At 62.7% G+C, this 23,743-nt stretch carries 23 protein-coding genes; 10 read left to right on the forward strand and 13 right to left on the reverse strand.

Annotated elements, in window-relative coordinates:
* Positions 1–81: 81 nt before the first annotated feature.
* The 5 genes from VK92_RS24415 to VK92_RS24435 all read right to left on the reverse strand — a co-directional run bounded on the left by VK92_RS24415 (position 82) and on the right by VK92_RS24435 (position 6,748).
* The gene (locus VK92_RS24415) at positions 82–1,245 is read right to left on the reverse strand and encodes a quinone oxidoreductase family protein (protein ID WP_027792762.1); all 1,164 of its coding nucleotides are present in this window, start codon (positions 1,243–1,245) and stop codon (positions 82–84) included.
* Positions 1,246–1,303: 58 nt separating this feature from the next.
* Positions 1,304–1,891 carry an isochorismatase family protein gene (locus VK92_RS24420; protein WP_048027307.1) on the reverse strand — a complete coding sequence of 196 codons (588 nt, stop codon included), beginning with the start codon at positions 1,889–1,891 and terminating at the stop codon, positions 1,304–1,306.
* 9 nt (positions 1,892–1,900) lie between these two features.
* Positions 1,901–3,394, reverse strand: coding sequence for an MFS transporter (locus VK92_RS24425; protein WP_053077832.1), 1,494 nt, complete (start codon positions 3,392–3,394; stop codon positions 1,901–1,903).
* 643 nt (positions 3,395–4,037) lie between these two features.
* On the reverse strand, positions 4,038–5,129 hold the full coding sequence (locus tag VK92_RS24430; protein ID WP_048027743.1) for a triacylglycerol lipase: 1,092 nt from the start codon (positions 5,127–5,129) through the stop codon (positions 4,038–4,040).
* Positions 5,130–5,794: 665 nt separating this feature from the next.
* Positions 5,795–6,748 carry a LysR substrate-binding domain-containing protein gene (locus tag VK92_RS24435; protein ID WP_048027308.1) on the reverse strand — a complete coding sequence of 318 codons (954 nt, stop codon included), beginning with the start codon at positions 6,746–6,748 and terminating at the stop codon, positions 5,795–5,797.
* Between the two features lie 166 nt (positions 6,749–6,914).
* Here VK92_RS24435 and VK92_RS24440 point away from each other — a divergent pair, with 166 nt between their 5' ends.
* The 6 genes from VK92_RS24440 to VK92_RS24465 all read left to right on the forward strand — a co-directional run bounded on the left by VK92_RS24440 (position 6,915) and on the right by VK92_RS24465 (position 11,369).
* Positions 6,915–7,457, forward strand: coding sequence for a hypothetical protein (locus tag VK92_RS24440; protein ID WP_048027310.1), 543 nt, complete (start codon positions 6,915–6,917; stop codon positions 7,455–7,457).
* Between the two features lie 7 nt (positions 7,458–7,464).
* Entirely contained in the window at positions 7,465–7,791 is a 327-nt protein-coding gene (locus VK92_RS24445) for a hypothetical protein (RefSeq protein ID WP_048027311.1), read from the forward strand.
* A 29-nt stretch (positions 7,792–7,820) separates the two neighbouring features.
* Positions 7,821–8,666 carry an MBL fold metallo-hydrolase gene (locus VK92_RS24450; RefSeq protein ID WP_048027313.1) on the forward strand — a complete coding sequence of 282 codons (846 nt, stop codon included), beginning with the start codon at positions 7,821–7,823 and terminating at the stop codon, positions 8,664–8,666.
* Between the two features lie 340 nt (positions 8,667–9,006).
* Entirely contained in the window at positions 9,007–9,753 is a 747-nt protein-coding gene (locus VK92_RS24455; RefSeq protein WP_042972815.1) for an SDR family oxidoreductase, read from the forward strand.
* A 151-nt stretch (positions 9,754–9,904) separates the two neighbouring features.
* On the forward strand, positions 9,905–10,759 hold the full coding sequence (locus tag VK92_RS24460; protein ID WP_048027744.1) for a DJ-1/PfpI family protein: 855 nt from the start codon (positions 9,905–9,907) through the stop codon (positions 10,757–10,759).
* Between the two features lie 124 nt (positions 10,760–10,883).
* On the forward strand, positions 10,884–11,369 hold the full coding sequence (locus VK92_RS24465; protein ID WP_021156588.1) for a YybH family protein: 486 nt from the start codon (positions 10,884–10,886) through the stop codon (positions 11,367–11,369).
* 92 nt (positions 11,370–11,461) lie between these two features.
* On the opposite strand, the gene VK92_RS24470 is transcribed toward VK92_RS24465, so the two are convergent.
* Positions 11,462–12,409, reverse strand: a complete 948-nt coding sequence (locus VK92_RS24470) for a GlxA family transcriptional regulator (protein WP_048027745.1) — start codon at positions 12,407–12,409, stop codon at positions 11,462–11,464.
* Positions 12,410–12,681: 272 nt separating this feature from the next.
* Here VK92_RS24470 and VK92_RS24475 point away from each other — a divergent pair, with 272 nt between their 5' ends.
* A complete protein-coding gene (locus VK92_RS24475) occupies positions 12,682–13,587 on the forward strand; it encodes a helix-turn-helix domain-containing protein (protein WP_048027315.1) in 906 nt (301 codons plus the stop codon).
* Positions 13,588–13,601: 14 nt separating this feature from the next.
* Here the strand turns inward: VK92_RS24475 and VK92_RS24480 are convergent, their stop codons facing one another.
* Positions 13,602–13,916, reverse strand: a complete 315-nt coding sequence (locus VK92_RS24480) for a hypothetical protein (protein ID WP_042972813.1) — start codon at positions 13,914–13,916, stop codon at positions 13,602–13,604.
* Between the two features lie 202 nt (positions 13,917–14,118).
* Between VK92_RS24480 and VK92_RS24485 the strand changes: the two genes are divergently transcribed.
* A complete protein-coding gene (locus VK92_RS24485) occupies positions 14,119–14,334 on the forward strand; it encodes a hypothetical protein (RefSeq protein ID WP_034196292.1) in 216 nt (71 codons plus the stop codon).
* A 178-nt stretch (positions 14,335–14,512) separates the two neighbouring features.
* On the opposite strand, the gene VK92_RS24490 is transcribed toward VK92_RS24485, so the two are convergent.
* A complete protein-coding gene (locus VK92_RS24490; protein WP_048027316.1) occupies positions 14,513–15,112 on the reverse strand; it encodes a DJ-1/PfpI family protein in 600 nt (199 codons plus the stop codon).
* 164 nt (positions 15,113–15,276) lie between these two features.
* Positions 15,277–16,728, reverse strand: coding sequence for a DEAD/DEAH box helicase (locus VK92_RS24495; protein WP_048027318.1), 1,452 nt, complete (start codon positions 16,726–16,728; stop codon positions 15,277–15,279).
* Between VK92_RS24495 and VK92_RS42015 the strand changes: the two genes are divergently transcribed.
* Both VK92_RS42015 and VK92_RS24500 read left to right on the forward strand, forming a co-directional pair.
* Positions 16,727–16,894 carry a hypothetical protein gene (locus tag VK92_RS42015; RefSeq protein WP_155648237.1) on the forward strand — a complete coding sequence of 56 codons (168 nt, stop codon included), beginning with the start codon at positions 16,727–16,729 and terminating at the stop codon, positions 16,892–16,894. The two genes, VK92_RS24495 and VK92_RS42015, sit on opposite strands and share 2 nt — an antisense overlap.
* A 116-nt stretch (positions 16,895–17,010) precedes the next feature.
* The gene (locus VK92_RS24500) at positions 17,011–17,265 is read left to right on the forward strand and encodes an H-NS histone family protein (protein ID WP_231616477.1); all 255 of its coding nucleotides are present in this window, start codon (positions 17,011–17,013) and stop codon (positions 17,263–17,265) included.
* Between the two features lie 51 nt (positions 17,266–17,316).
* On the opposite strand, the gene VK92_RS24505 is transcribed toward VK92_RS24500, so the two are convergent.
* The 4 genes from VK92_RS24505 to VK92_RS24520 are packed head-to-tail and all read right to left on the reverse strand — an operon-like array spanning position 17,317 to position 23,403.
* A complete protein-coding gene (locus VK92_RS24505) occupies positions 17,317–17,604 on the reverse strand; it encodes a PAAR domain-containing protein (RefSeq protein ID WP_048027322.1) in 288 nt (95 codons plus the stop codon).
* An 11-nt stretch (positions 17,605–17,615) separates the two neighbouring features.
* Positions 17,616–18,653 carry a T6SS immunity protein Tli4 family protein gene (locus VK92_RS42575; protein WP_063778365.1) on the reverse strand — a complete coding sequence of 346 codons (1,038 nt, stop codon included), beginning with the start codon at positions 18,651–18,653 and terminating at the stop codon, positions 17,616–17,618.
* A complete protein-coding gene (locus tag VK92_RS24515) occupies positions 18,650–20,587 on the reverse strand; it encodes an esterase/lipase family protein (RefSeq protein WP_048027324.1) in 1,938 nt (645 codons plus the stop codon). Before VK92_RS24515 ends, VK92_RS42575 begins: the two co-directional genes overlap by 4 nt.
* Before the next feature lie 35 nt (positions 20,588–20,622).
* On the reverse strand, positions 20,623–23,403 hold the full coding sequence (locus VK92_RS24520) for a type VI secretion system Vgr family protein (protein ID WP_048027326.1): 2,781 nt from the start codon (positions 23,401–23,403) through the stop codon (positions 20,623–20,625).
* Positions 23,404–23,743 lie beyond the last annotated feature (340 nt).

Genomic DNA, 23,743 nt, shown 5'->3' on the forward strand with positions numbered 1-23,743 from the left:
TTGCACGGCGCGCCGCACACCGACATCATCTGCATGACTAATCGTCTTGCAGCGATGCGGGCGCGGCGCGCGACCTGCCGCTCAGACGGCGTTGATCCGGTAGATCGGGAAATACGTCTGGATCTTCCCGTTCAGGTAGTCGGACGCGAGCTTCGGCACCTCGTCGAAATCGAAGATCTCGGTCGGCTCCTCGCCGATCCAGCCGCTCGTTTCCTGGAAATCGCGGATCGTGATGCTGTCGTCGTAGCGCCACGCGTGCGTGTGGATGTGCAGGCGGCGGTTGATGCATTCCGTCGCGCGCAGGTTCCACAGGCGCATCCCGGTCTTCCAGCCGACCGTCGTGACGATACCCGTACGGCCGACCACGCGCATCGTCGCGCGATACAGTGCGCCGCCGAGGTTGTCGAGGAAGATCGCGACGCCGCGGCCGCCGCTCAGCTCCGCGATCGTCTCCGCGAACACGCGCTCCGACTCGCGATAGCTCGCCTGGTACTCCGGATCGGTCTTGTAGCGCTCGTCGTCATACGCGAGGTTCGGGAACTTGCGGCGATCGACCGGCGTGATGCCGAGCTTCGCGAGCTCCTCGAGGCGCCGGTCGTTGCTCGCCGTCATCGCGACGCGAAAACCCTCGCGCTTCGCGAGCTGCAGTTCGGCGAGCGTCGTGCCGCCGCCCCAGCCGAACACCAGGTAGTCGGCCGGATCGACGTCCGGCAGCTGCGAGCGCCAGCACGTCGACGCCACCTTCCAGTTGTCCCACGCGGTGAAGTAGCGGCCATACGTCGCCCATTGCAGCAGCGAATGCCGGCTGTCCGTCGGCACCGCCACGAGGTTGTCGGCGCGCATCTTGGTCCGCTGCGCCATCACGCCGATCGTACCCGGCGCGTCGTATGCGTAGACGAGCTCGGCGAACCCGTATTCGTCGCGCTTGCCGAACGGCATCACCATGCAGATCTCGCCTTCCTTCAGCGTCTTCACGCCGCTGCCGCGCTCGACGATGCGCACCAGCGCACCGTTGCCGAGCACGATCTTGTCCTCGCGGCGCTGCCGGCAGATGTCGACCGGATTGCGCGACAGCGCGTGGTCGAGGTTCGCCTCCCACGATCCGTACAGCGGCTCGACCAGCACCTCGTCGGCTTCCAGATCGGAGAATTCGAAGGTCTCGCGACGCAGTTCGCCCGCCACGGGCGCCTGCTTCCTGCTCGGTTCCGGTCCTGCGTAGAGAACCCATGCATCGGTCTTGATCATCGTCATGCCTCGTTAAATGACTCTGTTTGAATGGTGCACGCCGAACACGCCGCTTCGTTCAGCGCGAATACGCCTGCTTCAGTGCCGCCTCCACGTCGGCCGTCGCGGCGACCTGCCCGAGCTTCGGGAAGATCTGCGTCAGCGCGAAGGTCTGCGCGTCGGTGGACGACGTGCTGACCGCGTCGCTGACGACGACGACGTTGTAGTTGTTCTCGTATGCCTGGCGCGCCGTCGATTCGACGCCGATGTTGGTTGCGATCCCGGTCAGCACGATGTCCGTGATGCCGCGCCGGCGCAGCTGCACGTCGAGGTCGGTGCCGGTGAACGCGCCCCACTGGTGCTTCGTCACGACGATGTCGGACGGCCCGACGCCGAGCGCCGGCGCGAACGCGCTCCATTCGGGGTCCAGATTCGGCGGCGCCGACGGCGCATCCGTCCTGACCTTCAGCGCGACGCCGCCGTCCGGCTGGTAGCTCGTGTGCACGTAGATCACGGGGAGCTTCAACGCGCGGAACGCGGTTGCGAGCTCGACCGTCTTCGCCACGACCTGCGCGCCGCTGCAGGGCACGACCGGCAGCGACACGATGCCGTTCTGCAGGTCGATGGCGACCAGGGCGACCGTGCGATTGAGCGTCGGAGTGGACATGTCAAAACCTCACTTCTGTTGGGGGATGGAAGAAGCGGCGGTATCCAGGTGCCGGCTCGACGCTGCGTTGAGCAGCAGCAGCACGCTGATGACCGCCAGGACGATGGCCAGCTCGCGCAGGCCGCGATCGCTCGCCGGATGGCCGAGCGCCAGCCCGACGAGCGCAAACGACAGGCTGCCGCCGACATACTGCGCAGTGCGGTACAGCCCCGAGGCGGTGCCGATCCGGTCGTGCGGCGCACTCTGGTAGAGCGCGGCCTGGTTGCCGAGATTGTTGAAGCCGTTCGGCACGCCGAACACGATCGATAGCAGTACGATCGACCAGACCGGCATCGCGCTGGTGAGCAGGCTCATCACGACGCTGCCGACGCACAGCATCGCGGAACCGATGATCAGCACCGGCCGCGAGCCGTGACGGTGTGCGAGGCGGGTCGCGAGCATCGTCGCCACGGTGCCGATCCCCGCGACCGGCAGCATCACGAGGCCGGCGTCGGCGGCGGACAGGTGCTTGGCCTCCTGCAGCCACATCGGCAGCGCATAGAAGATCGCGTAGAACACCGCGTAGGTGCCGACGCAACGCAGGTACGTACTCGTGAGCGCACGGTTGTCGCCGAGCATGCGGATGTCGATCAGCGGCGTCGCGGCCCGCCGCTCGTGCCCGACCAGCACCGGGCACAGCACCAGCGTCGCGACGAGCAGCAGCCAGTCGGGATCGTGCGTGACCGATTGCAGGAACAGCAGCAGGCTCGCGAGCGTCAGGACGAACAGCACGATGCCCGGCAGGTCCAGTTCCTTCAGCGTGCCCCGCAGCGTGCGGCGTTGCTGCGCGCCGCGCGGGACGACGTCGGCCGGAATCCACAGCCACGCCAGCACGAACGCGAGCAGCACGATCGGCACGTTGATCCAGAAGATCGCGCGCCAGCCCGCGAACTGCACGAGCGCGCCGCCGAGCGGCGGCCCGAACGCGACGGCCACCTGTGCCGCCACCGAGATCGCGCCGAGCCCGCCCGTCGGCGTCGCGCCGTTCGCGTGCCGCTGCGACCACGTGCGGATCATCGCCATGCCGGCCGGATACGCGGCCGACGTGCCGATGCCGAGCGCGACGCGCGACGCGATGAGCCACCCGAGCGACGGCGCGAACGGCGCGAGCGCGGATGCGATCAATACGATCGCGAGGCCGATGCAGAAGATCCGCTTCGCGCCGAACCGGTCGGCGAGCCGCCCCATCGTCGGCTGGCCGACGGCCGTCGCGAGATAAAGGCCCGACACGAGCCACATGGTGTCGATGCGTTCATGCCCGTGCGGATTGAACGCCTGCTGGATGCTGACGAGCGCGACCGCGATCATCGACGAGTTCAGCGCGTTGAGCAGCGTGCCGAGCACGATCGGGCCCACCAGCCTGGCCGGCAGGCGCGGGCCCGCCGTACGCGCATTGCCGCCTGCCGGCGTTTCACCGGAAGTCGGGGCTGACACTTTGGCAGGTCGATCGCGGTTCGTTGTCATGGCATCGTCACAGGGTGGTTTCGCATCGCTCGATCAAATTCGAACGTGCGTTCACCTTACCGTTACGATTGCCGTGAATGAAATGGATTGTTGCGATGCACACATTCGTCGCTTGAATGCGGATCGCGAACCGCGATGATCGAGCGTGTCGCCGGCGAGCCGGGAATGAAATCGTCAAACGCCCTGCATTCCTTGCTGGACGGTCATACTCTCGGATCGAGACGGATTTTTCAGTTGGAGTACGAAGCGATTTTCCCCGTGTACTTCCAACGACTGATGTTCGTTTTATGCGGCGGCGCAACGGGAATTCAGAGCGGTGGCTCTAGACCGGCACCACACCCGCGAGTGCGGGGTAATCGATGTCGTTGCGCCCTGCGCCAGCAGGGTTGAGATCCTGACGCGTTCGAGACCGACGCGGCAGCATGGCCGATCGCTGTCACGACAGCGCGCCGACGCCTCTGGAACGGTTCTGGGATGAAGCGCGTTTCGACCGCGCTGAAGCACGGATAAGCCACGCCCTGGTGACCGTTATCGACGACGCGCCAAAGAAATCGCTCGATACACGACGATCCGCTCGATCACGGCAGGCGCGACACCGGACATGCCGGCGTCGCGCGATGCCGCGCTTGCTCCCTGTCATCGATTACACGCCTTGATTCTTCAACCGGTTCGCGTGCGTGCGGATTACCGCAACCGGATCCTCCACATTCGCGCCGAGCACGCCGAGGATCTGGTTGATCGCATCGGTGTGATTCCAGTGATACGTGCCGAGCACCTGGCCAAACCGCGCGCTGCATTGCGACACGACGCCGTCGTTCGGACCTGCGCTGCGATTGATCATCACCGTGCCGCTGCCGAGGAGTGCCAGCGTCGACGGATCGAGCGCGTTCGCCGGATCGGTGACCCCGCTCACGCTCGTATCGACGGCCCCTGTCACGCCGGCCACCGTCGCTGTCGGCTGGATCGCCGTGCCGCCCCACGAATAAAGCAGGTGCGTATTGCCGCCGACAGTCTCCGTTGGCGCGCCGGTTTGACACGAGCCCGGCGCACCGAGACCGGCGCTCGGGAATTTCTGGTTGTATGCGGCGGCCTTTGCCGTCGTCAGCACCGACAACGCCTGAATCGCATTCTGGTTCGTATTGAAGTTGCTGCTCGTCAACGTGCCGAGCGCATTCGCGAATGCGCCGAGCACGGTCGACGACAGGCCGGTCGGGTCAGTCTGCAACAGTTGCTGGACGAAGTCGGCGAATTGCGAGCCCCAGTGCGGGGTACTGATCGTCGTTACCGACGCGACCAGTTCCGGCGCAACGGACGCAACATAACGCGATGTCAGGCCGCCCTGGCTATGGCCGATCAGATTCACCTTCTGCGCGCCCGTTGCCGCGAGCACCTGCTTCACGAACGCAAGCAATTGCTCGCCACGCCCGCTCGGGCCATCGTCGCTCTGGAAGCCGGACAGGTTGGCAACGTATACCGCCGCACCGTGCGCCCGCAGGTCCTCCGGAATGCGATACCAGTACTCGACGACGCCACCGTACTTGTCGGTGCCGGTCAGCCCGTGCACGAGAATGATCGGGTACCGGGTCGCCGCGTAGTCGTCAACGGCGGTCGTCGCGGCGGAAGCGGCCTGTGTGCCGGCCAGCGACAGAACGGTTCCAACACTCGCGGCCGGGGCCGCGTTCATGGCGAGCGCCACCACGGTCGCCACTGCCTTCGCTCGTATCGATCTGCTCATCTTGCTCTCCATTTTTTACGTACATGTCAGTTGCTCGAGGATGAGGATGCGGAAATCGCTGATGCAGCGACGCTTCCGGCACTGAAGCGTCGCCCGCGCGCGGGATGTCGGCCGTACCCCACTCGACGGCTCGGCACGACGGACTCCGTTGCCGGAAAACGAATAAAAACGAACACAAACGAACGTTTTCGCACCAGCACGCGAAGTGAATCACGTTCAACAACGCTGTGCAGGTTGTTAGACAGGGCCCTCCAGTCAGTTGACAACGGGTGCATCAACCACTAGATCCATCGATCTTCCTCGACGTCTTGTGATCCCGGCCGTTGCGGCTTTGCACCGACAAGCACCACGCGGATCACACGTATCCGGCCACCGGAGACCGCAACGCCGGATGCCACAACCGCACCGGCACCTCGACCCGCCGGACGTGCCTTATCGCGTTGCCGTCATGGAGCATTGGTCATCAAGGATGCGAAGGAGACCAAACGATCATGTGGAAGAACCCGCGTGGCGCGGGTGGAACCGGTTTTCAGTGCCGGCAGCACTGTCGGTCCTGGGGCTTTGCAGGCCCGTCGGTTGGGCGCATACGCCCGACTGACGGGAGCATTCGGCAGGCGGTGTCTCGCCGAGCGCGGCGTACCTGATCGCGGCCTGCGTGCGGCGAATCAACGTGGAGAGGAAGCACCGCGCTGACGTCTGACTCGCGGCGTGCGTCGGGCGCTACCGTGCGGTGCCAGGCCCGGCGCGTCATTCAGCATCCACGTCGCGAACGCCTGCAACGGCCCCTGGGCCAGTTCGATCGGTTCGGGCAGGACGAGGCAGAAGTTTTTCGTGACGGACTTGCCCGCCGGCCAGGGTGCGACCAGCCGCCCTTGCTCGAGCTCCGCGTCGACGTAAAGACGCGGCACCAGCGCGACACCCAGGCCCGCGAGCGCCGCTTCGATCAGCATCGAATGGAGATCGTAGCGCGCGCCAATCGCCGAGTTGCCCAGCACGATGCCGGACTCCTGCGCATAGGCCTGCCACGCGTCCGGGTTCTGCCGCCGGTGAAGGCGTGGCAATGCGTCCAGCGACGGGTTCGCCCCGGCGTCCGCCAGCAACGCCGGACTGCACACGGGCACCAGCACTTCCTCCAGCAGCGGATGCAGATGCATTCCAGCCCATGCCGGATGCTCGAAATGGATGGCGGCATCGAAACCGCTCCCGGCCAGCAGGAACGGTTCCATGCGCTCGGCGATATGGACCGTGACGTTCGGATGCCGGTCCTGAAAGTGTTTCAGCCGGGGGATCAGCCAGCGCGTGGCGAAGGTCGGAATGGCCGCGATATCGATGCTCGCGCCTTCGACAGGCTGCCCCATCAGGTACAGGCTGTCCCGTTCCAGCCGATCCAGAATCTCGCGAACCTGCACCGCGTACCGCGCACCGTTCGGTGCCAGCCGTACCCGGTTGCCGATCCGCTCGAACAGCGTGACACCCAGGAACGCCTCCAGCCGGCCGATCTGACGGCTGACGGCGCCCTCGGTTCGGGCGAGTTCATCAGCGGCTCGGGCAAAGCTGCCGTGTCGGGCCGCGGCTTCGAACGCCTGCAGCGCGGAATTGCTCGGGATCTTGCGGGGCATGTGTGGCTCGCCGGTCAGGGTGGGTTCGACGTCAGCTTGAGCAAATATCACTGAAGGCTGACTTTATTTCGTTTTATGGGGTGCAAATGCGAGCTTAGCATTACGTTACTGCACTGACCATCAAGCGCCCGCCGAGGGACGTGCATCTTGCTCAAAGGACGATCCGATGATCTACACCGTGGAATGCAGCTTCGCCGACGTCGACAGCGAAGCCGAATGGAACGACTTCTACAGCCTTGAAAAGCTGCCTGCCCTGATCTCCGTGACGGGGTTTCACACGTCGCAGCGGTTCAAGGCGATCGGCAGCGGTTGCCCTGTCTATCTGGCGATTCACACGATCGACGGTCTCGATGTGCTGACCGGCGACGAATATCGCCGGAAAGGCGGCGGCAATTTTGCGAAATGGCAGCAGCACATCACCGACTGGCATCGCAATCTCTATAGCGATATCGGATTGGCCCCGGCGGTGGCGGAAGGCGAACGCCTCGCGCTGTGCGCCGGCGGCCCTGATCCGCTGATCCGGTTGGGCCTCGACCCGCTGGCCATGCAAGCCGTCGCGCTGGAGCAGTTTCCGGCACGACGCTGGCTCGCCGTCGTGCCGCGCAACAGCGTGCCGCTTGTCGAGGAGCGCGCGGAAGGCATTCACCTTTATGCGCCGACGACGGAGCAACTGACGAGCGCACGCGCCCTTTCGACTGCCCAGGAGTAAGCCCACGATGCCGAACGTCACTTTCTCGATCGATGCACAGCGAATGCCCGCTGACGAAAATCTTGCCGAGCTGTCGCGCGACTGCGTCGAGCTCTGTACGCATGTGCTCGGCGCCGAGCTCAGGAACGTCCACGTCATTTTTCAGCCGGTGCTGCACGGGCATGGGCATCCTGTCTACGCGGACATTCGGTATCGCGCCGGCACGCCCCGCACGTCGGCGGTCATGGACCGGTTCATGGAAGCGCTGGATCGTGCGATCGTCCAGCGCACCGGCCTCACCGCGCGCATTCGGTGTTTTGCTTACACCGCGTCGAACATTCACGCCCGCAACTAACCCACCATTCGCCGATCCGGAGAAGCACGATGGCTACGCTTACCTTTCCCGGCCAGCAAGTCGGGGATTTCACGATTACCGCCATCAGCGATGGCTACCTCACCGCGAGTCTCGACTTTCTGTCGAATATCGATCCGGCCGACGCGTCGAACATGCAACGCGATGCCGGGCAGAACGCGCCAGAAGCCGTGCACATCAATTGCTACGTCGTACGCGGCGCGGGCCGCACCGTGCTCATCGATGCCGGGGCGGGCGGGTTCAGGCAATGGGGCGGCCAACTCGGGACGAACCTCGCGCTTGCCGGTATCGAGCCCGCCGCGATCGACACCATCCTGCTGACCCACGCGCATCCCGACCATGTCGGGGGGCTCGTGAACGGTGCAGGAGAGATCGCGTTCCCGAATGCGGAACTGGTCGTGCAGCGACGCGAGGTCGGGTTCTGGCAGGACGACGGGAATCTGAGTCGCGCCAGCGAACGGGCACGCGGAAATTTCGCGGTGGCGCGTCGGGTGTTCGATGCTTATGGCGACCGGCTTCGTCTTTTCGACGACGGGCAAGTGCTCCCCGGCATCGACGCACTGCCGATACCGGGGCACACCGATGGACATACCGGATATGTGCTTGAATCCCGCGATCAGGGGCTTCTTGTGTGGGGAGACGTGGTGCATTTCCCGCATATCCAGATTCAGCGACCGGAGGTGTCGATTGCCTTCGATCACGATGCGTCGTTGGCCGCTGCTACGCGGTCACGGCTTCTGGACCAGGTCAGTTCGGAGGGGCTGTTGATCGCCGGCATGCATCTGGGGGAACACGGGTTCGCACGCATCGAGCGAATGAATGGGGGATACCGTTTGCGCTATGAGCGCAAGGAGTGAAGCAGACGGCCTCCAGATACCGGCCACTCGCCGCGACCGCTCGGACATCCGCATCGCGACCACTGCGCGTCCGACCTTCGCGCACGCCTGCTCCACACGCCACTCGCCGCCAGCGAGACCCCACATGAAGCGTGCGAACGGGCATTGCCCCCGCCAAACACCGAGCCGCGTTATTCACCCGTTTTAACCGAGTGGCGCTTTTTGAGGGTTATACGACCTTTGCGCCATACGCCTCGCGTTCCATACTGCACGTGGAAGATCGAGCCGGAAAAGGCACACAGACGCAATCGCGTTTGAAGCCTTCGGCCTGATCAGTCACGACGTAAAAATGGAGCAGAAGATGAGGCTTAAAGACAAGTCAGTGTTGATCACTGGTGGTACCAGCGGCATCGGCCTCGCAACCGCGAAGCTGTTCATTGCGGAAGGTGCCCGCGTAGCGGTGACGGGCCGCGATGACACAGTGTTCGAGCGCGTGAAGGCCGAGCTTGGCGAGCATGCGCTCGTTCTCAAGGGCGACGTCCGTTCGCTCGACGACATGCGGGCGATTGCCGCCGAGGTCAAGGAGACGTTCGGCGGCCTGGATGTCGTATTCGCGAACGCAGGCTGGGCGTTCCCGTCCGCGGTCAACGACATCGACGACGCGCTCTATGGCGAGATCATGGACATCAACGTCAAGGGCGTGGTGTTCACGCTTCAGGCGGTGCTGCCGGACCTGCGGCCAGGCGCCTCGTTCATTCTCAATACATCGTTCGTCGCGCAGACCGGCAAGCATGGCATCTCGTTGACCGCGGCAGCGAAAGCCGCCGTACGATCGCTCGCCCGCAGCTGGTCCTACGAGTTTCTCGACCGCAAGATCCGCTTCAACGCGATCGCGCCCGGTGTGATCGACACTCCGCTGCTCACCAAATGGGGCATGCCCGACGAATGGGTTCGCGAGCGCAAGGCCGAATTCGCCGAAACCATTCCGGTGGGCCGCATGGGCCACGCGATGGACATCGCGTACGCGGCGCTCTATCTCGCCAGCGACGAATCGTCGTATGTCGTCGGCACCGAACTGGTCGTCGATGGCGGCGCTTCGCAGCTTTAAGCCTGCGGCGCGCAATGCCTGAGCCCTGCAAATCATCCGGGCTCTCCCCATCCCGATCTCACGTCCGCCACGCCGTTCGTCGCGGCGGCCATTCAATCCGGCCCAATCTGGTTGCGCCCGCAGAGGGGCCGAAGTGCAAGGAGAAACGATCTTGACCGACCGTAGCGAAAACAATGCTTCCGGAACACCGCTCACGAGAGCGGGCCGTTCGCGCCGCGATGCCCTCAAGCTGGGGGGCGCCGCCACCCTCGGCGCCATCCTGGGCGGCAGCGCGTTGCTCGCGCATACCACCCCTGCTCTTGCGCAGGCCGGCAGCAAGGGCGAACTTGCGCCGAATGAACCGCTCAACATCCTGATCGTCAACTACGACGGCGGGACGCTGCTCGACTTCGCCGGCCCCAGCGAGATCTTCCATCGGCTGCCGAATACGAACGTTCGCTACGCGAGCCTCGATGGCGGCAACGTGACGCTCGAATTCGGCGTCGTGTACGGCAAGACCGAGCGGCTGGCCGACATCGACAAGACGGACGTGCTCCTGGTCCCCGGCGGGTCCAATTTGACGGCGCCGATGCAACCCGCGTATCAGGCGCAGATCCGGCGCCTGGCGGAAAGCGCCAGGCACGTTACGTCGGTCTGCAACGGATCGCTGGTGCTCGCCGCAACGGGCGTGCTCAAGGGCAAGCGAAGCGCGTGCCATTGGGCCTTCGTCAACAAGCTGGCCGAATATGGCGCGATTCCCGTTCCCGACCGCTTCGTGGAAGACGACAACGGCCGGTTCATGAGCGGCGGCGGCGTGACGGCGGGCATCGACTTCGCGCTTCGCGTGGCGGAGAAGCTGCGCGGCCGACAGGCGGCCGAATTCACGCAACTCGTGATCGAATACGATCCCGCGCCGCCGTTCCACTCGGGCCATCCGCGGGACGCGCGGCCGGAAGTCGTCGCGATGGTCGACAAGGAACTGCCCGGCGCCTCCAAGGGGCTCGCACGCATTCCAGGCGTTCGGTGAAACATGGGCAGGCAATGTGCGCGGGTCATCCGCAGGCCTCGATGATCACCGGCTCCCGCATTGCCCGCCCGCCCTGTCAATTTTCGTAGTCCTCTCAATTCGAGCTATAACCGGAAATCACCCGATGCAACAGAATCGTACTTTCGCTACCGCACTTGCAGCAGCCTGCGTCACCTTTTTCGCGTTTGCAACGCCGGCATCTGCCGGTGGTTCGCAACATCCGCCCGAAGCGGCCATCAAAGCCGAGAATGCACGATGGGCGGATGCCTTCGCGCGAGGCGACTACGAAGCAATCGGTCGCCTCTATACCCGCGACGGCACCCTCTTGCCGCCCGGCGGCGACAAGGTAACGGGGAGCCGCGCGATCACCGAATACCTTACCAAAGGGTATGCCGGATCGAAGCCTGTCACCGTATCGTTCAGCAACTACGAGTTCTACGGCAACGACCGGGTCGTGACCGAGGTTTCGGATACGGAGATCCATGACCACGACGGAAAGCTCAAATACCGCGGCAAGCAGACGCTCGTCTTTCTGAAGCAAGGCGGCGCGTGGAAACTGCATCGCGACATGTGGAACGATTACGGTCCGCTGCCGACGAACGACCAATGAGCATCCGGCGAAACGGATCATGACCTGCACGAAGCACGACTGATCCGTCAGACGGACATTCATGGGCAATGCGCTGATCGGCCGGCAGCCGATCAGCGCGCGCCGTTCGATCGGCTCTCGCGTCGAATCGCTTGCGGCGGGTGCCCATGCAGTTTGATGAAGGCCCTGCGCATCCGCTCCGGATCGGTGAACCCTACCGCCAGCGCAATCTGCTCGATCGGTTCGCTACCACTCTGCAGGCGCAGCCGCGCCGCTTCGACTCGCAGGCGCTCGACCGCCTTGGCAGGTGTTTCACCGGTTTCCCGGCGAAATGCGCGTCCGAACTGCCGCACACTCAATCGTGCGGCATCGGCGAGCCGTTCGACCGGCAACGCTTCGGCGAGGTGCTCCCGGGCAAAATTCAGCGCGATGCGGATCCGGTCCGATTCCGGCTCCATCTGCGACATCGCCGAGAATTGGGACTGGCCGCCCGGTCGGCGATACGGAACGACCAGATACCGGGAGACGGCACGCGCAATCTCCGCACCCATATCCCGTTCAATCATGCCGAGCGCCAGGTCGATTCCGGAGGCGATGCCCGCCGACGTCCAGATGCGGCCCTCCTCGATATAGATACTGTCGCCTTCGACCCGGGTGCGCGGGAAGCGCGACTGCAACTGGGCCGCGTACAGCCAGTGCGTCGTGGCTCTTACGCCATCCAGCAAGCCGGTTTCGGCCAGCAGAAACGCCCCCGTACACACGCTTGCCACCCGCGAGGCGCGGGCGCCGAGTTTCCTGGCAGCGGCGATGTTCTCCTGAGCCCGCATCGGCTCGATCTCCCCGCCCACGAAAATGACGGTGTCGAACGTACGCCGTCCGATCGGCCGCGTTTCGATCGAAACGCCCGTATTGCCGGGAACCGGGCCGCCGGACTGCGAGATGACCTGGAGATCATAGGGCGTGTGGCCCGCCGCGGTGGCCACCTGATTGAAGGCCGACAGCGGCCCACCCAGATCGAGCACATCGTAGCCACGGCAAACGAAGAATCCGATTCGATGCATGACGAAGTCGCTAACTGAAAACCCGGAAAGTCGCATTTTATCCGGAACCCTCAAATAACGACATACCGCCTGAAACGAGGGAAAAACGTCCTTTACGCGCTGATCGATTGTCCGTATGTCCAATCGCCGATATCGACCCGGCCGGGGCAAGAGCGCGGCCCACATCACGCCGTATTCACGCTCTGCCACTACATCGGCGACATACGACGCACACCAGCCAAATTTTGCTTTGATATACTTCGCCGCCCCATTCTTCACGTTCCCGCGGACTTATGACTGCCGCACAGTCGGACAACGCATCATCGGATTTCATGCCGGCCGACCTCAGGCAAAGCGTCGTCACGCAGACGTTGCCGCACTCACAGGTCAGCATCAGTCGGCTGAAGACATCTCGCAGGGATATTGGCCGAACCGCGCCATACGAACTGGAAGACGCCGATCTCGTCGTGTTGCAATTGCGCGCGTTCGGCGAACAGGAATTGTGGCTCGACGGACGTGTCGCTCGTTTCGTCCCTTATCAAGCAGGAACCGTCACGATCCATGACCTCGATCGCAGATGGGTTTCCGACCTGAAGGGAACGTTCGACTGCATCCATTTTCACCTCCCCCGCCGAACGCTGGAGGAGACAGTCGATGAACTCGGGGGCAGGCAGCGGCCGCAGCTTTACCTGCCACCGCATTTGAGCAAGGTGGACCCGATCATTCATCGCCTGGGCCAGGCCCTGCTCCCCGCTTTGGCGCAGCCTGGGCATGCCTCCCAGCTCTTCGTCGACCACGTCGCGCTCGCCTTTCAGGCACATGTCGCGCGCCAGTACGGTGGCGTCAGCGAGCGGCGGGAGAAGTCGACGGGCAAGCTCACGGCGTGGCAGGAGCGAATGGCGAAAGGGTTTCTCCTCGAGCACCTGACCGGGAACGTCACGATTGCCGATGTCGCCAAAGCGTGCGGCCTGTCTCGCGGCTACTTTGTCAAAGCCTTTCATCAGACGACCGGGTTGCCGCCCCATCGCTGGCTGATCAATCAGCGCATCGAGCGCGCAATCACGTACATGCGCACGTCATCCATGCCGCTGCACATGATCTCGGATATCTGCGGCTTCGCGGATCAGAGCCACTTCACCAGGACATTTACGCGCGTTACCGGCGTGTCACCGCGTCGTTGGCGCGCGGACAACATCTGAGGCCCCCGCGATACTCATCGCATCCCCGCCCGGGCATCCTGCCCGGCACGCACGCTGCCCGTTCGGGCAAAATCGGAAACCTTCAGCGAAACCGTATCGGCTTTCGCATTCGAGCGCGTCTTCCGGGCGACTGCCAGGATCGGGGCCAGATGCTCGTAAAAGCATTCGAGCTGCCGCGCATCGGATGCCAGTCGCTCGAGGTCGCATGCCTTCTCGAGGATCAACCGGGAAACATGAAAGCGCTGAAGCCCGCGGCCGACCCGAGCCTGAAACACGACGCCATCGCTGTTATGCGGTACCCCCGCCCACACAAGCGAACTGCGGTCCATGAAGCCTCCGAACATTCTTAATCGTCACATCAATATGCCAGCCATCGACGACATTGCATATTTGTATTTCAAAATTGTGGCGCGCCGCACATCGGCATGTTCGCGTCATCCGGATATTGCGCTGCAGCAAAAGTGCTCGTAGACTGGGTTCGCGCATCCGATGTCGTTGCCCAGCAGTCGCCCCATGACGGGAGAGCACGCCATGACGACTTTTTCATCAGCACTGAATCAGGCCCCCCCTGCCCTTCACGTGTTCCAGCAGGACGGTGGCTGGCACTGGGGTATCACCGTCCCTCGTCCCACGGGGTCCGGCTTCAAACTGATCGCATTCAGTCACCACATCTTTTCCACTGAAGACACGGCCCAGCACGACGGCGCTCGAGCGTTGGCGTCCATCGTCGCAAATGACGTGCATTGAACCTCGCGGATCGGGCCCCGATCACGCTTCCCGATTCGGTGGTATCCGAACCCGCAAGCAAGGGAAAACGGAAATCACGGCTGCCGCCGGCAACGCGATTGCGAACCGAGGGCGCCGGAGAAACCGCCATCGCGAACACCGCATGACCGCGATGAACGCAGTGCGATTTTTTATCGCATTACGGCAGATAAGGCGTGATGTTCGTCAGCGCACGGGAAACGTACTCATCCTTCTCCCCGACCGGCGCAACGTAATGAAGCGCGCTGCGCGCGGCTTCCTCGCCCTCGAGGCGCGCGATGATCCACGCGGCCAGGTATTGCGAAGCAAAACAGCCGCCTGCCGTCGCGACGTTATCTCGAGCGAAGAACGGCTGATTGAGGACTTCGACGCCCGCCTCGACTACCCAGGGTTTGGTCGTGAGGTCCGTACAGGCCGGGACGTTGTCGAGGAAGCCGAGCCGGGCCAGAACCAGCGTGCCAGAACACTGGGCACCGATCAGTTGCCGGGCGGGATCGAGTTTCAACTGCTCCATCAGCGTCGCGTCGTTGACGACTTCCCGGGTTCGAATGCCGCTCCCGACAATGACGGCATCCGCCGTGCAGGCGTCGGCCAATGTCGACTGCGCCTGCACGGTCACCCCGTTCATCGATGTGACGAAATACTCCGGGCATGAAAGCGTGACCCGCCAGTCGGGCTTCTTGATGCGATTGAGCACGCCCAGTGCGATGAGGGAATCGAGTTCGTTGAAGCCCTGAAAGGTCAGAATCGCGATGTGCATGGGGTGCCCGTGTCTGAAGTCCGTCGGTGCATATTGCCAGATCGCCGACGCGAACGGCCTGGCGTTACGCCGGATTCACCCCGTCGATGCAACCTCCTTGAAGCGGCCGGCGGGCCCGGAACCGCCCGCCAGGTTCAATGACCGGCGTGACTCGTCCCGACACGTCAAGGCTGCCGCTTGCCACGGCCACCGGCGGGTTTGCCGGCCGGCTTGCGCGATCCCGCAGCCGGCTTGCCCGCCGGTTTGCCGCGCGGTTTCTGCACGCTGAACGGGCTGCCGATGGTGTAATCCGGTTCGTTACCGGCCGGCTTTGCGTGCGCCGCCGCAGGCTTGTGCCTGCTTTCCCCACCTTGCGCTGGCGGGCGCGGCTTTTTACCGGCCACCGGCCTGGCAACGGGCGCCGCCTGCTGCACTTTCGGCTTCTTCGGCTTTTTCGGTTTCTTGATGATCTGACCCGTCGCGCTGGTTTCCGGCACGCGGTGTTCGGCCTCGAAACCCGGCTCTTCTTCACGACGCAGCGTTTGCCGGATCAGCGCTTCGATCGCGGCCAGTTGCGGCGCTTCGTCGGCACACACCAGGGACACCGCGACGCCGCTGGCGCCCGCGCGCCCGGTACGGCCGATCCGGTGCACATAGTCTTGCGCGACGATCGGCAGATCGACGTTGATCACCAGCGGCAAATCGTCGATATCGAGCCCGCGCGCCGCCACGTCGGTGGCGACCAGCATCTGGACTTCGCCCGTCTTGAAGCGCTCCAGTGCGCGCAAGCGCGCGGGTTGCGGCTTGTCGCCGTGGATGGTGTCGACCGCATAACCCGCTTCGTCCAGCATGGCCGCCAGGTAATCGACGCCGTTGCGCGTCTTGACGAACACCAGCGCATGCTCCCACTTGTTCTCGGCCACGAGGTGCATGAAGAGGTCGGGCTTGTTGCGCTTGTCCACCGGCACCACCCACTGCTTGATCTTGCTGGCCGTGGCGTTGGGCGGGCTGACGCTGATGTTGACCGGGCCGCGCAGAATGCTCGCCGCCATCGCGCGGATCTCGTCGCTGAACGTGGCCGAGAACAGCAGCGTCTGGCGCTGGGCGGGCAACGCGGCAAAAACGGCGTTCAGTTCGCGCGCGAAGCCGAGATCCAGCATGCGGTCGGCTTCGTCCAGCACCAGCGTTTGCACCTGATCGAACTGCACCGCGTTCTGGCGATTGAGATCCAGCAACCGGCCCGGCGTGGCCACGAGCACATCCACGCCCTTGCGCAACTTCATCATCTGCGGGTTGATGCTCACGCCACCGTACGCGGCCAGGAATCGCAGGTCGAGGCCCTTGCCGTAAGCGATGAAGCTTTGCAGCACCTGTTCGGCGAGTTCCCGCGTGGGCACCAGCACCAGGACGCGCGCGCGGTTGCTGGACACCGCCGGGCCGTGCTGCACCAGCCGCTGCAACAGCGGCAGCGCGAAACCCGCCGTCTTGCCGGTGCCCGTCTGGGCCCCGGCCATCACGTCCTTGCCGCCGAGCACGGCAGGAATCGCCTTGGCCTGCACCGGCGTAGGAGCCTGGTAGTTGAGGTCCTGCAGGTTACGCAACAAGGGATCGATCAGGCCGAGCGAGGCAAAAGACATGGACGTATTCCGGGCTAAAACCGCAATTCTAGCGTTTGCCGGGCGGATCAAGGCCCGCCGCGCCCGGCCGGAAGCCCGCGACGCGGCACGACACGGCAAACCGGAAGCCGCCACGGGCGCAACGCAAAAAGCGATTCCAGCCTTGACCTGCGGCGGGATTCCGTAGCCAATCAGGCTGTGAGTCTCGCGTCGATATTGTCGGAATCCAGCCACGCTCGACGGACCGTGGCCGGAGGTTGGTAGCGATGAGCGCTGTGGGGCCGGCGTTCGGAAAAGAAAAGCGTGCTTTCGAACCTCGAGGAACAGGTAAAGCAACGGGGAATTACGCAGCAAGAAATCCTCAGCGCGTTGGGCTACATCGGCAGCCAGAAGAAAAAGCACAGGGCGCCGGCAAAGTATTGCGACCCGAAGTCAGGCAAATCGTGGTCCGGCTACGGCCCCAAGCCGAAGTGGATCGAAGGCAAGGGTCTCGACGCGCTGCTGGTCGATCGTGGGCAACCGCAGCCCTGGTGGCCGGAGCGCGATTCGCAAGTCTGAGAGATTGTCCGAGCTGGCCAGCGTACCCCGTCGAGATCCCGTTTCCCTGTTCTACACGTCGATGTACGACGTCGATTGCGACGCCACGAGTTTCGGCGGTGTCGGGCATGCGCACACGCATAGATCGTCGCTTAACGCTGCCTGCCGACCATCCGGTCCGGTCGTGGAAATCCGCGGGCCATCGGTTGAAATCTTTCCGAGCGTCTTGCAGACGGGACACCAGACCGGATCATGCTCGTAGGCTTGTTCTCGGCCGCCGATCAGATCCGAATGGTCCCCGCCCTGGACGATGCCGCCCACCGTCGTCGTGTCGCCTTTCACGATGTCGAAGCGTCGCATGGCGGCCCCGTTTAGACCGCGCCCGGCCGCAGGTGCAGGCTGTTCAACAACGTCTCCCAGGTTTGCAGTGCGCCTGCCTCATCGACCGGCGAGGTCGCCTCTTCAGGTGACAAGTTCGGGCTGCTCGCGCCGAGCAGCAATTGAATGGCCGTATGCGGCTTCGCCAAGGTGCTCGGATCGCCCGGCGCAAGCAGGTAGAACCGATAAGATGTAACTTCGCCTTCCTTCAACGCGAACAGCACTTCCTCGGCGTCCATACCGGCCACTGTGCGCTTTCCTTGTCGCAAGATCCGGTAGCTCCCGCTCGATATCTGGTCCATCTTCGCGCGTAGGTCCGGAAGCGTCTTGGTTAGCGGGCGCCCCTGATCCGAACTGACAGAATCTCGCATTTCGATGACAAGTAGCGCAGGCCTTCCAGGCAGCAAGGCAAGCGATTGTGTTACTTCTTCGCTATAGGTCGATGCCCCCGTGACCAGTCCTCCGTCAAAGCAAAATCCCGATTCGGTCGGAACCGTCCAGTTTTCCCGCGCTTTGATTCGCCGATACGTGTCGTTATAAATATCTTCGGCACGTCCAATCGCAGCTGAACCAATTCGACCTACCGTATGAAATAACGTCGAATTCTCGTAGATGTATCCTTCCGTATCGAACGGTAATTTTGCTACCTTTGCCACGCCCTTTTGGTAGACGAAAACCATCGAATCTTTTTTTGGAGAGAACGCTTTTTCGAGCCAAGCATGCCCCATCTTGTCATTCGGATCTGACGGATCGAATCTCTTTTTCGTTCGATACTCTTTTTCCAACGCATCGATCTTGGCTTGATAACTGATCATCGACGCGTTGTGTTGTGTCTCCAATTTTTCTCCGCGAAATTTGTACTCTTGATTTGTCAACTCACTGGAAATTGGTCGGTCGAACACGAAGCGCCCGATGCACCAGGGTCGCGACTTGGACAATAATGGATTCGTCATGATGAGTTCATTCGCAAAGGTCAATGAGCAGGCCGAGAGGGCTGCTACCAGAAGTACAAGATGGCGAATTCGGTTCAATTCTTCGGCTCCGGTGCGTCCTGCGCAATCTGGACAATACTATAAAGTAACGCCCAACGTGCCCACGGATGGTTGTAGCTTTCCTGGTGCACATAGCCCCCTTGATCGAATATCATTTGGACACCCTTAGCCGCTCCGCCACTTGCACTACGTGCAGGCGATTCGGCAGACCAAACCGGCACAGTTCCGTCTCCCGGCACGATACCGTTCTTTTCCGGATCCGGGACTTTGCTTCCGTCCGGCAATACAGGTTTTTTCTGTACCTCAAACTCGATGGTAACGTTGCGATTATCCAGATGCACGCGTACCGTCCCTCGGTGCGAGTCGCTCAAAAATCGGGCGGATTTCAACTCTTCTTCTGTCACACCCGGCGGCACATTACCCTTCCAGATCACAGTACCCCACGCCAGCAAGTCATCTAGTTTTTTGCTTTTCTCCGTCTTGCTTTTATGGCCGTCCTCGCTCGAGTCCACCGCCCCCTTTGCTACCAGGGCGCCGTCCCCATATGAGAGATACGTCTTTCGGTGATACGAATCCTTGATTTCTAGCTGATTGTTCACAACGGAAAACATTGTCGCCGCAAAATTTTCGAAGACGTCGTTATCTTTGGCGTCTGCGCCAAGCCGCTCTTTTACGATGCCTGCTGGATCAAGTAGCCCAGTAGACTGCCTTGGAACCAACCCGTACCAGTTTGGATTTGTAAAGATGTCGTTATAGGCGTCACCATTCTTGGGCAACGTCATTACCGGGGTACCGTTCAGCTGCGAGAATATCCACCACGCCTTTCCGTTGTGGTAGTCCGGCATCGGCAGCAGTTCCAGCGGGCCAGGCGCGTTCGCCGCCACTGCAACAAATTCGTCCGCGTTGCTGCCGAGCAGCGCGCCGTTGATGAACCCGTTCAGCAACCCCTCATTGCCGCCACCCGTGCGAAATCGTTTTGCCGCGATCGGTGCGCCGGTCGCCGGCAGCACGTTGTGGAATACGCCGTGCATCAGGCCCTCGGCACCGTGCATCGCGACAGCCATACGGGCGACCAGGCCACCCATCGAGTGGGTGAGAATGATCGCCTTGCCGCTGTCGTTCTCGGCGATGATCTCGTTGATCCCCATCAGCCGCGCCGTCTTGCCGCTCTTCTTGTCCGTGAAGGTCAATCCCTCGATCACGTCCTTCGCCGACTGTTCATTCGACTGCAGCCAGTTGTAGCCGATCGCATACACCCGGTAGCGGTACTTCAGGAATCGTTTGAAGACTTCCGAGTCTTCGGTGATCGCCTGCCCCCGGCCTTGCTCACCCACGCCCGTCGCACCATAGTCGGCGGGCTCGGTGCCCAACAAGGGCTTGAGCGTCCAGTCCTTGCCGTCAGGATCGGTCTCGATCCACGCGCCTTTGTTCTTCCCCATGCATCGGGGCTCGTTGAGCTGCTCCTCGAGCCAAGCCAGCATCGGCTGGTAGCTCGACCGGTAGACCGAACCCCAGCCACGTCGGAGTGCCTCGGCTTCGTCGACATACTGGTCTTCGCTATCGTCCTTCCGGACCTTGCCCGCACGAACAGGTCCGAGCGGTGTCACGACTGCCTTGGTCGGGTCGTATCGCGTCTCTCGCGTGGATGCGCCCTTGAACCACATGCCGAGCAGCGCCGGCAGTGCCCCAAAGTCACCCAACATGCCGTCCGTGTTCGGTGGGAAAAAGATCGGGTCCCCGGTCTCCTTGTTGACCAATGGGGAGCCCATCACGCCCGGCAGGAAGATCACCGGCATGATCGGACGGACGTCGCACAGCAACTCCTTTTGCCGCGTATCGCTCGCCGGCGTCAACGTGAAGTGCCCGACCGACGCGCCGTCCTTGTCGGTGCGGCTGGTCACCCGCACGACATCCTGTTCTGCACTATCGCTGAACGGCGAACCGCCGGCGGAATCGTTCGTGTTGTCAGTCATCGTCGTTGTTCTATTTCGCGTGTCGGTTGTCGAATTCACTCAGCAGCACCGCTCGGCCGGCGCCGTAATGCGCGTACCGCCAGCTTCTCGATATCCTCGCTCTTCTGCTCGGTGATCTGCCCCAGCTCGTCCGTCGTCCCGGACAACTTTGTCCCGTCGCCACGAATCAGCTCGTACGGATGGTTTTTAAGCACCTCGCCGGTGATGCGATCACGCAATACGTACGGGTCGTTGAACCTGGCCGTCGGCATACTGTTCATTCGCTGGGCCACCGAGCTCGGCCCCTGCCGACTGAAGGACGCCGACTTGATCGTGCGGCCGGCCTGCGTGCCGTCCTCGATCCCGGACGCCGACCACTGCGTGTACGATCCGCCGGCCTTGATCCAGATCTCGTCGGCATCGAGCACGATGCGCTTGGCTTTCACGTTCACTTCTTTCCCGGCGTTCACGCGCACGTCGTCGGTGTGGGCCGAGATCTCGACCTTCCCTTTCGCAGCAAACAGCTTCATGCCGGCCTTGTGAACGAACAGGCTGATCTTTTCTGCGGCCGCAACGATCAGTGACTTCCCGCTTCCCAGATGCGTGTTCTCGCCACTGATCACGTTGACTTCCTTGTCGGCCACCACGTGGGCCGAATGATCGGCGATAGCGGCAAAGTCCGCGGGTGTCGCGATGACGATCACCGGTTTCGCGAATCCGTTGGCGTTGCCGGTACCGCCGCCGGCAGTGACCCCGCCCGAATTTTGGCCCGACACCGCCTGCTCCGCGTCCTTGGCCAGCGCCTTGAGCGCGTCCTGACCGGCTTGCAACGATTCGGCTTGTGCTGTCGTGCTGGCGCTCGACAGCGATTCCGCCAGCATCCCGGCTTTCTGCAATTGCGTACGGGCTTCTCCGACACTCATCTGTTCGTCGTCGTAGGCTTTCCGATGCGTGCTGATCGACAGCCCCTTGCTCGCACGAACCGCGCCGTATTCGTCGGCGTGCAGCACGAACCCCTGCCCCAGATAGCGGCCACGCGTATTGCCGTCCTGCTGGATCAGGTAACCCTGGGTCAGCGCTGCATAGCTCTGCCCCGTGTAGCTGATCAGTCGCGTGCCGCCCTGGTTCGTGGCGTCGTCGTGGATGAATGCGTTATACGCTCCGGTTTTGCCGAAGCCCTGCGACTGAAACCCCGACAGCAGCACATTGGTGTGCCAGGGCGCGGGTGTCGTGCCACCGCTGGCGCGGCCCAAGATGAAGGGCTTGTCACAGTCGTTTCCCCAGTAGCCGACGAGCACCCATTCGCCCGCGCGGGGAACATGCACCCCGCCGTAGCCGTTCCCGGTATCCGCCTGCATCGACGAAAGCAGGGGCGAGGCATTGAACGCACCCGGCGGATTCTTCCTGTCCCATGCGAAATGGACACGGACCTGATTGCGTTCGTTCGACCACGCTTCGAATCCTTCCTGCGTGACCACCAGCGCATGCTCGATCGGCACCGCGGGCTTCGGATGCTCGAAGGGGCTGCGATACTCCAGGCGCGCGTCCTGCGCTTCGACCTCAATCACGTAAAAGCCGGTTGTTCCGTCCTCGCCATGACCCGGAGTCGAGAAGCGTGCGCCGTGGGCTGCCTGTTGTTCATCCAGTGTCGCGCGCAGACTCAGCGGAAATTCCGCCAACGGCTGGCCGATCGGCACATTGTTCTCGATGAACCAGCGCGCTTCGACCACCAGGAAGGTCCGGGCATCGCTGTCGTGTTCCGGATGGCGTGGATGGTCGTTCAGGACGAAGCGCGATCCCGCATCGAGCCAACGCAACCCTCCAACCGCGAAGTATCGGCGCGCTCGCGCATCCCAGCCCTGTACACGCCTGCGTGCACGCGCTTCGCCACTGCTCTCATCGGGATAACCGTAAGCGGTCGGCTCATAGACCGTCATCGGTGCAGCCGGTATCGATTGTTGCTCCGCCTGATGGCGACCGTCGTCGGCCGCGTAGCCGACCGACTGGAGCGCGCTGGCCACTTCAAAGCGAGCGGTCGGGCGCTTGTAGTCGAACGAGCTCGATTCGTATCGCAAGCTCTGCATCGTCTGCATGGCCGCCCAATGCGCAAACCCGCTCACTACTTCACCGTCCCCGGCATCGCGAACAAAATCGGCTGCCTTCGGATCCGGCAGCGCGGCAACCCGGTCGACGATCACCAGTGTGGTCTTGGGCGTCTCGCCGTTACGGACCGGATCGTGGACCCAGTAGCAATACCAGCCCTCGTCTTCGAGCAGCCGATGGAAAAAGTGCAGATCCGTCTCACTCTGGCGGCACCACGAGCGCACTGCCGGTTCGCGATTCAGGTCGAAGCGGAAGTTGCCATGCAGCTGCGGATAGCGATTCAGGATCTCGGAAACGATTTCCTGCGCACTTTGTTCGGTCCAGCCTTCGTCGTTGCGGGTGCCGCCCAGGAATACCAGCGCCGAGGAAAACTCGAGCTGGTACGTCGACAGCCCACCGTCCCCGCCGAGGTAGCCGACTTTGTGTACAAAGCCGTGGATCGGCCGATAGACCGCGTCGGCGAAAGGGGCACCGGGCTGTTGCAACCAGAGCGTCACTGGCTGATGCATCAGCGAGAGCAGCGCCGTATCGTCGCGCAGGGACGCGACATCGATCGTCCAATGGTAGTCGCGGCCAATCCGCGCCGAACCACGCGCGCGCAGCGGGATCAGCGCGTTTTGGCCGAGCGGCGTGTCCAGTCGCAACAGCCGGTTGTTCTGCAATAAGCCCCGATGGATCGCGTTATAAAGCTCGCGATATTTAAACTCCCCCGGCGCGGATGGTCTAAGTACCATTGTTCTCTCAGGTTCGTTTTAGAGTTTTTCTTCGAAAGTGCGACAACGCTTGCTCGCGCGTGTCTAGTCGCGGCGCATCATCATCGCTCCATTCTCACGACCGGATAGTGAATTTTTCGTGTCTCGATGTGGCGCGTCGTAATGATCACCCGTACGACGATTGGTCGCACCGCACTCACATACAGCCGCATAAACAAACGTCTGGGAATTGCAGTGCCATAACCCTAACGCTTCACCGTCATAATCGCCAACGATCGCACCATTGTGATTTGAAGATTTTTCACATTGCAATTCATTATCGATACCCTTTGCTTTGCAGGTTGATAATATTAATCTCGTC

It is taken from the genome of Burkholderia sp. LK4 (assembly GCF_001043615.1).
GTDB lineage: Bacteria > Pseudomonadota > Gammaproteobacteria > Burkholderiales > Burkholderiaceae > Burkholderia > Burkholderia cepacia.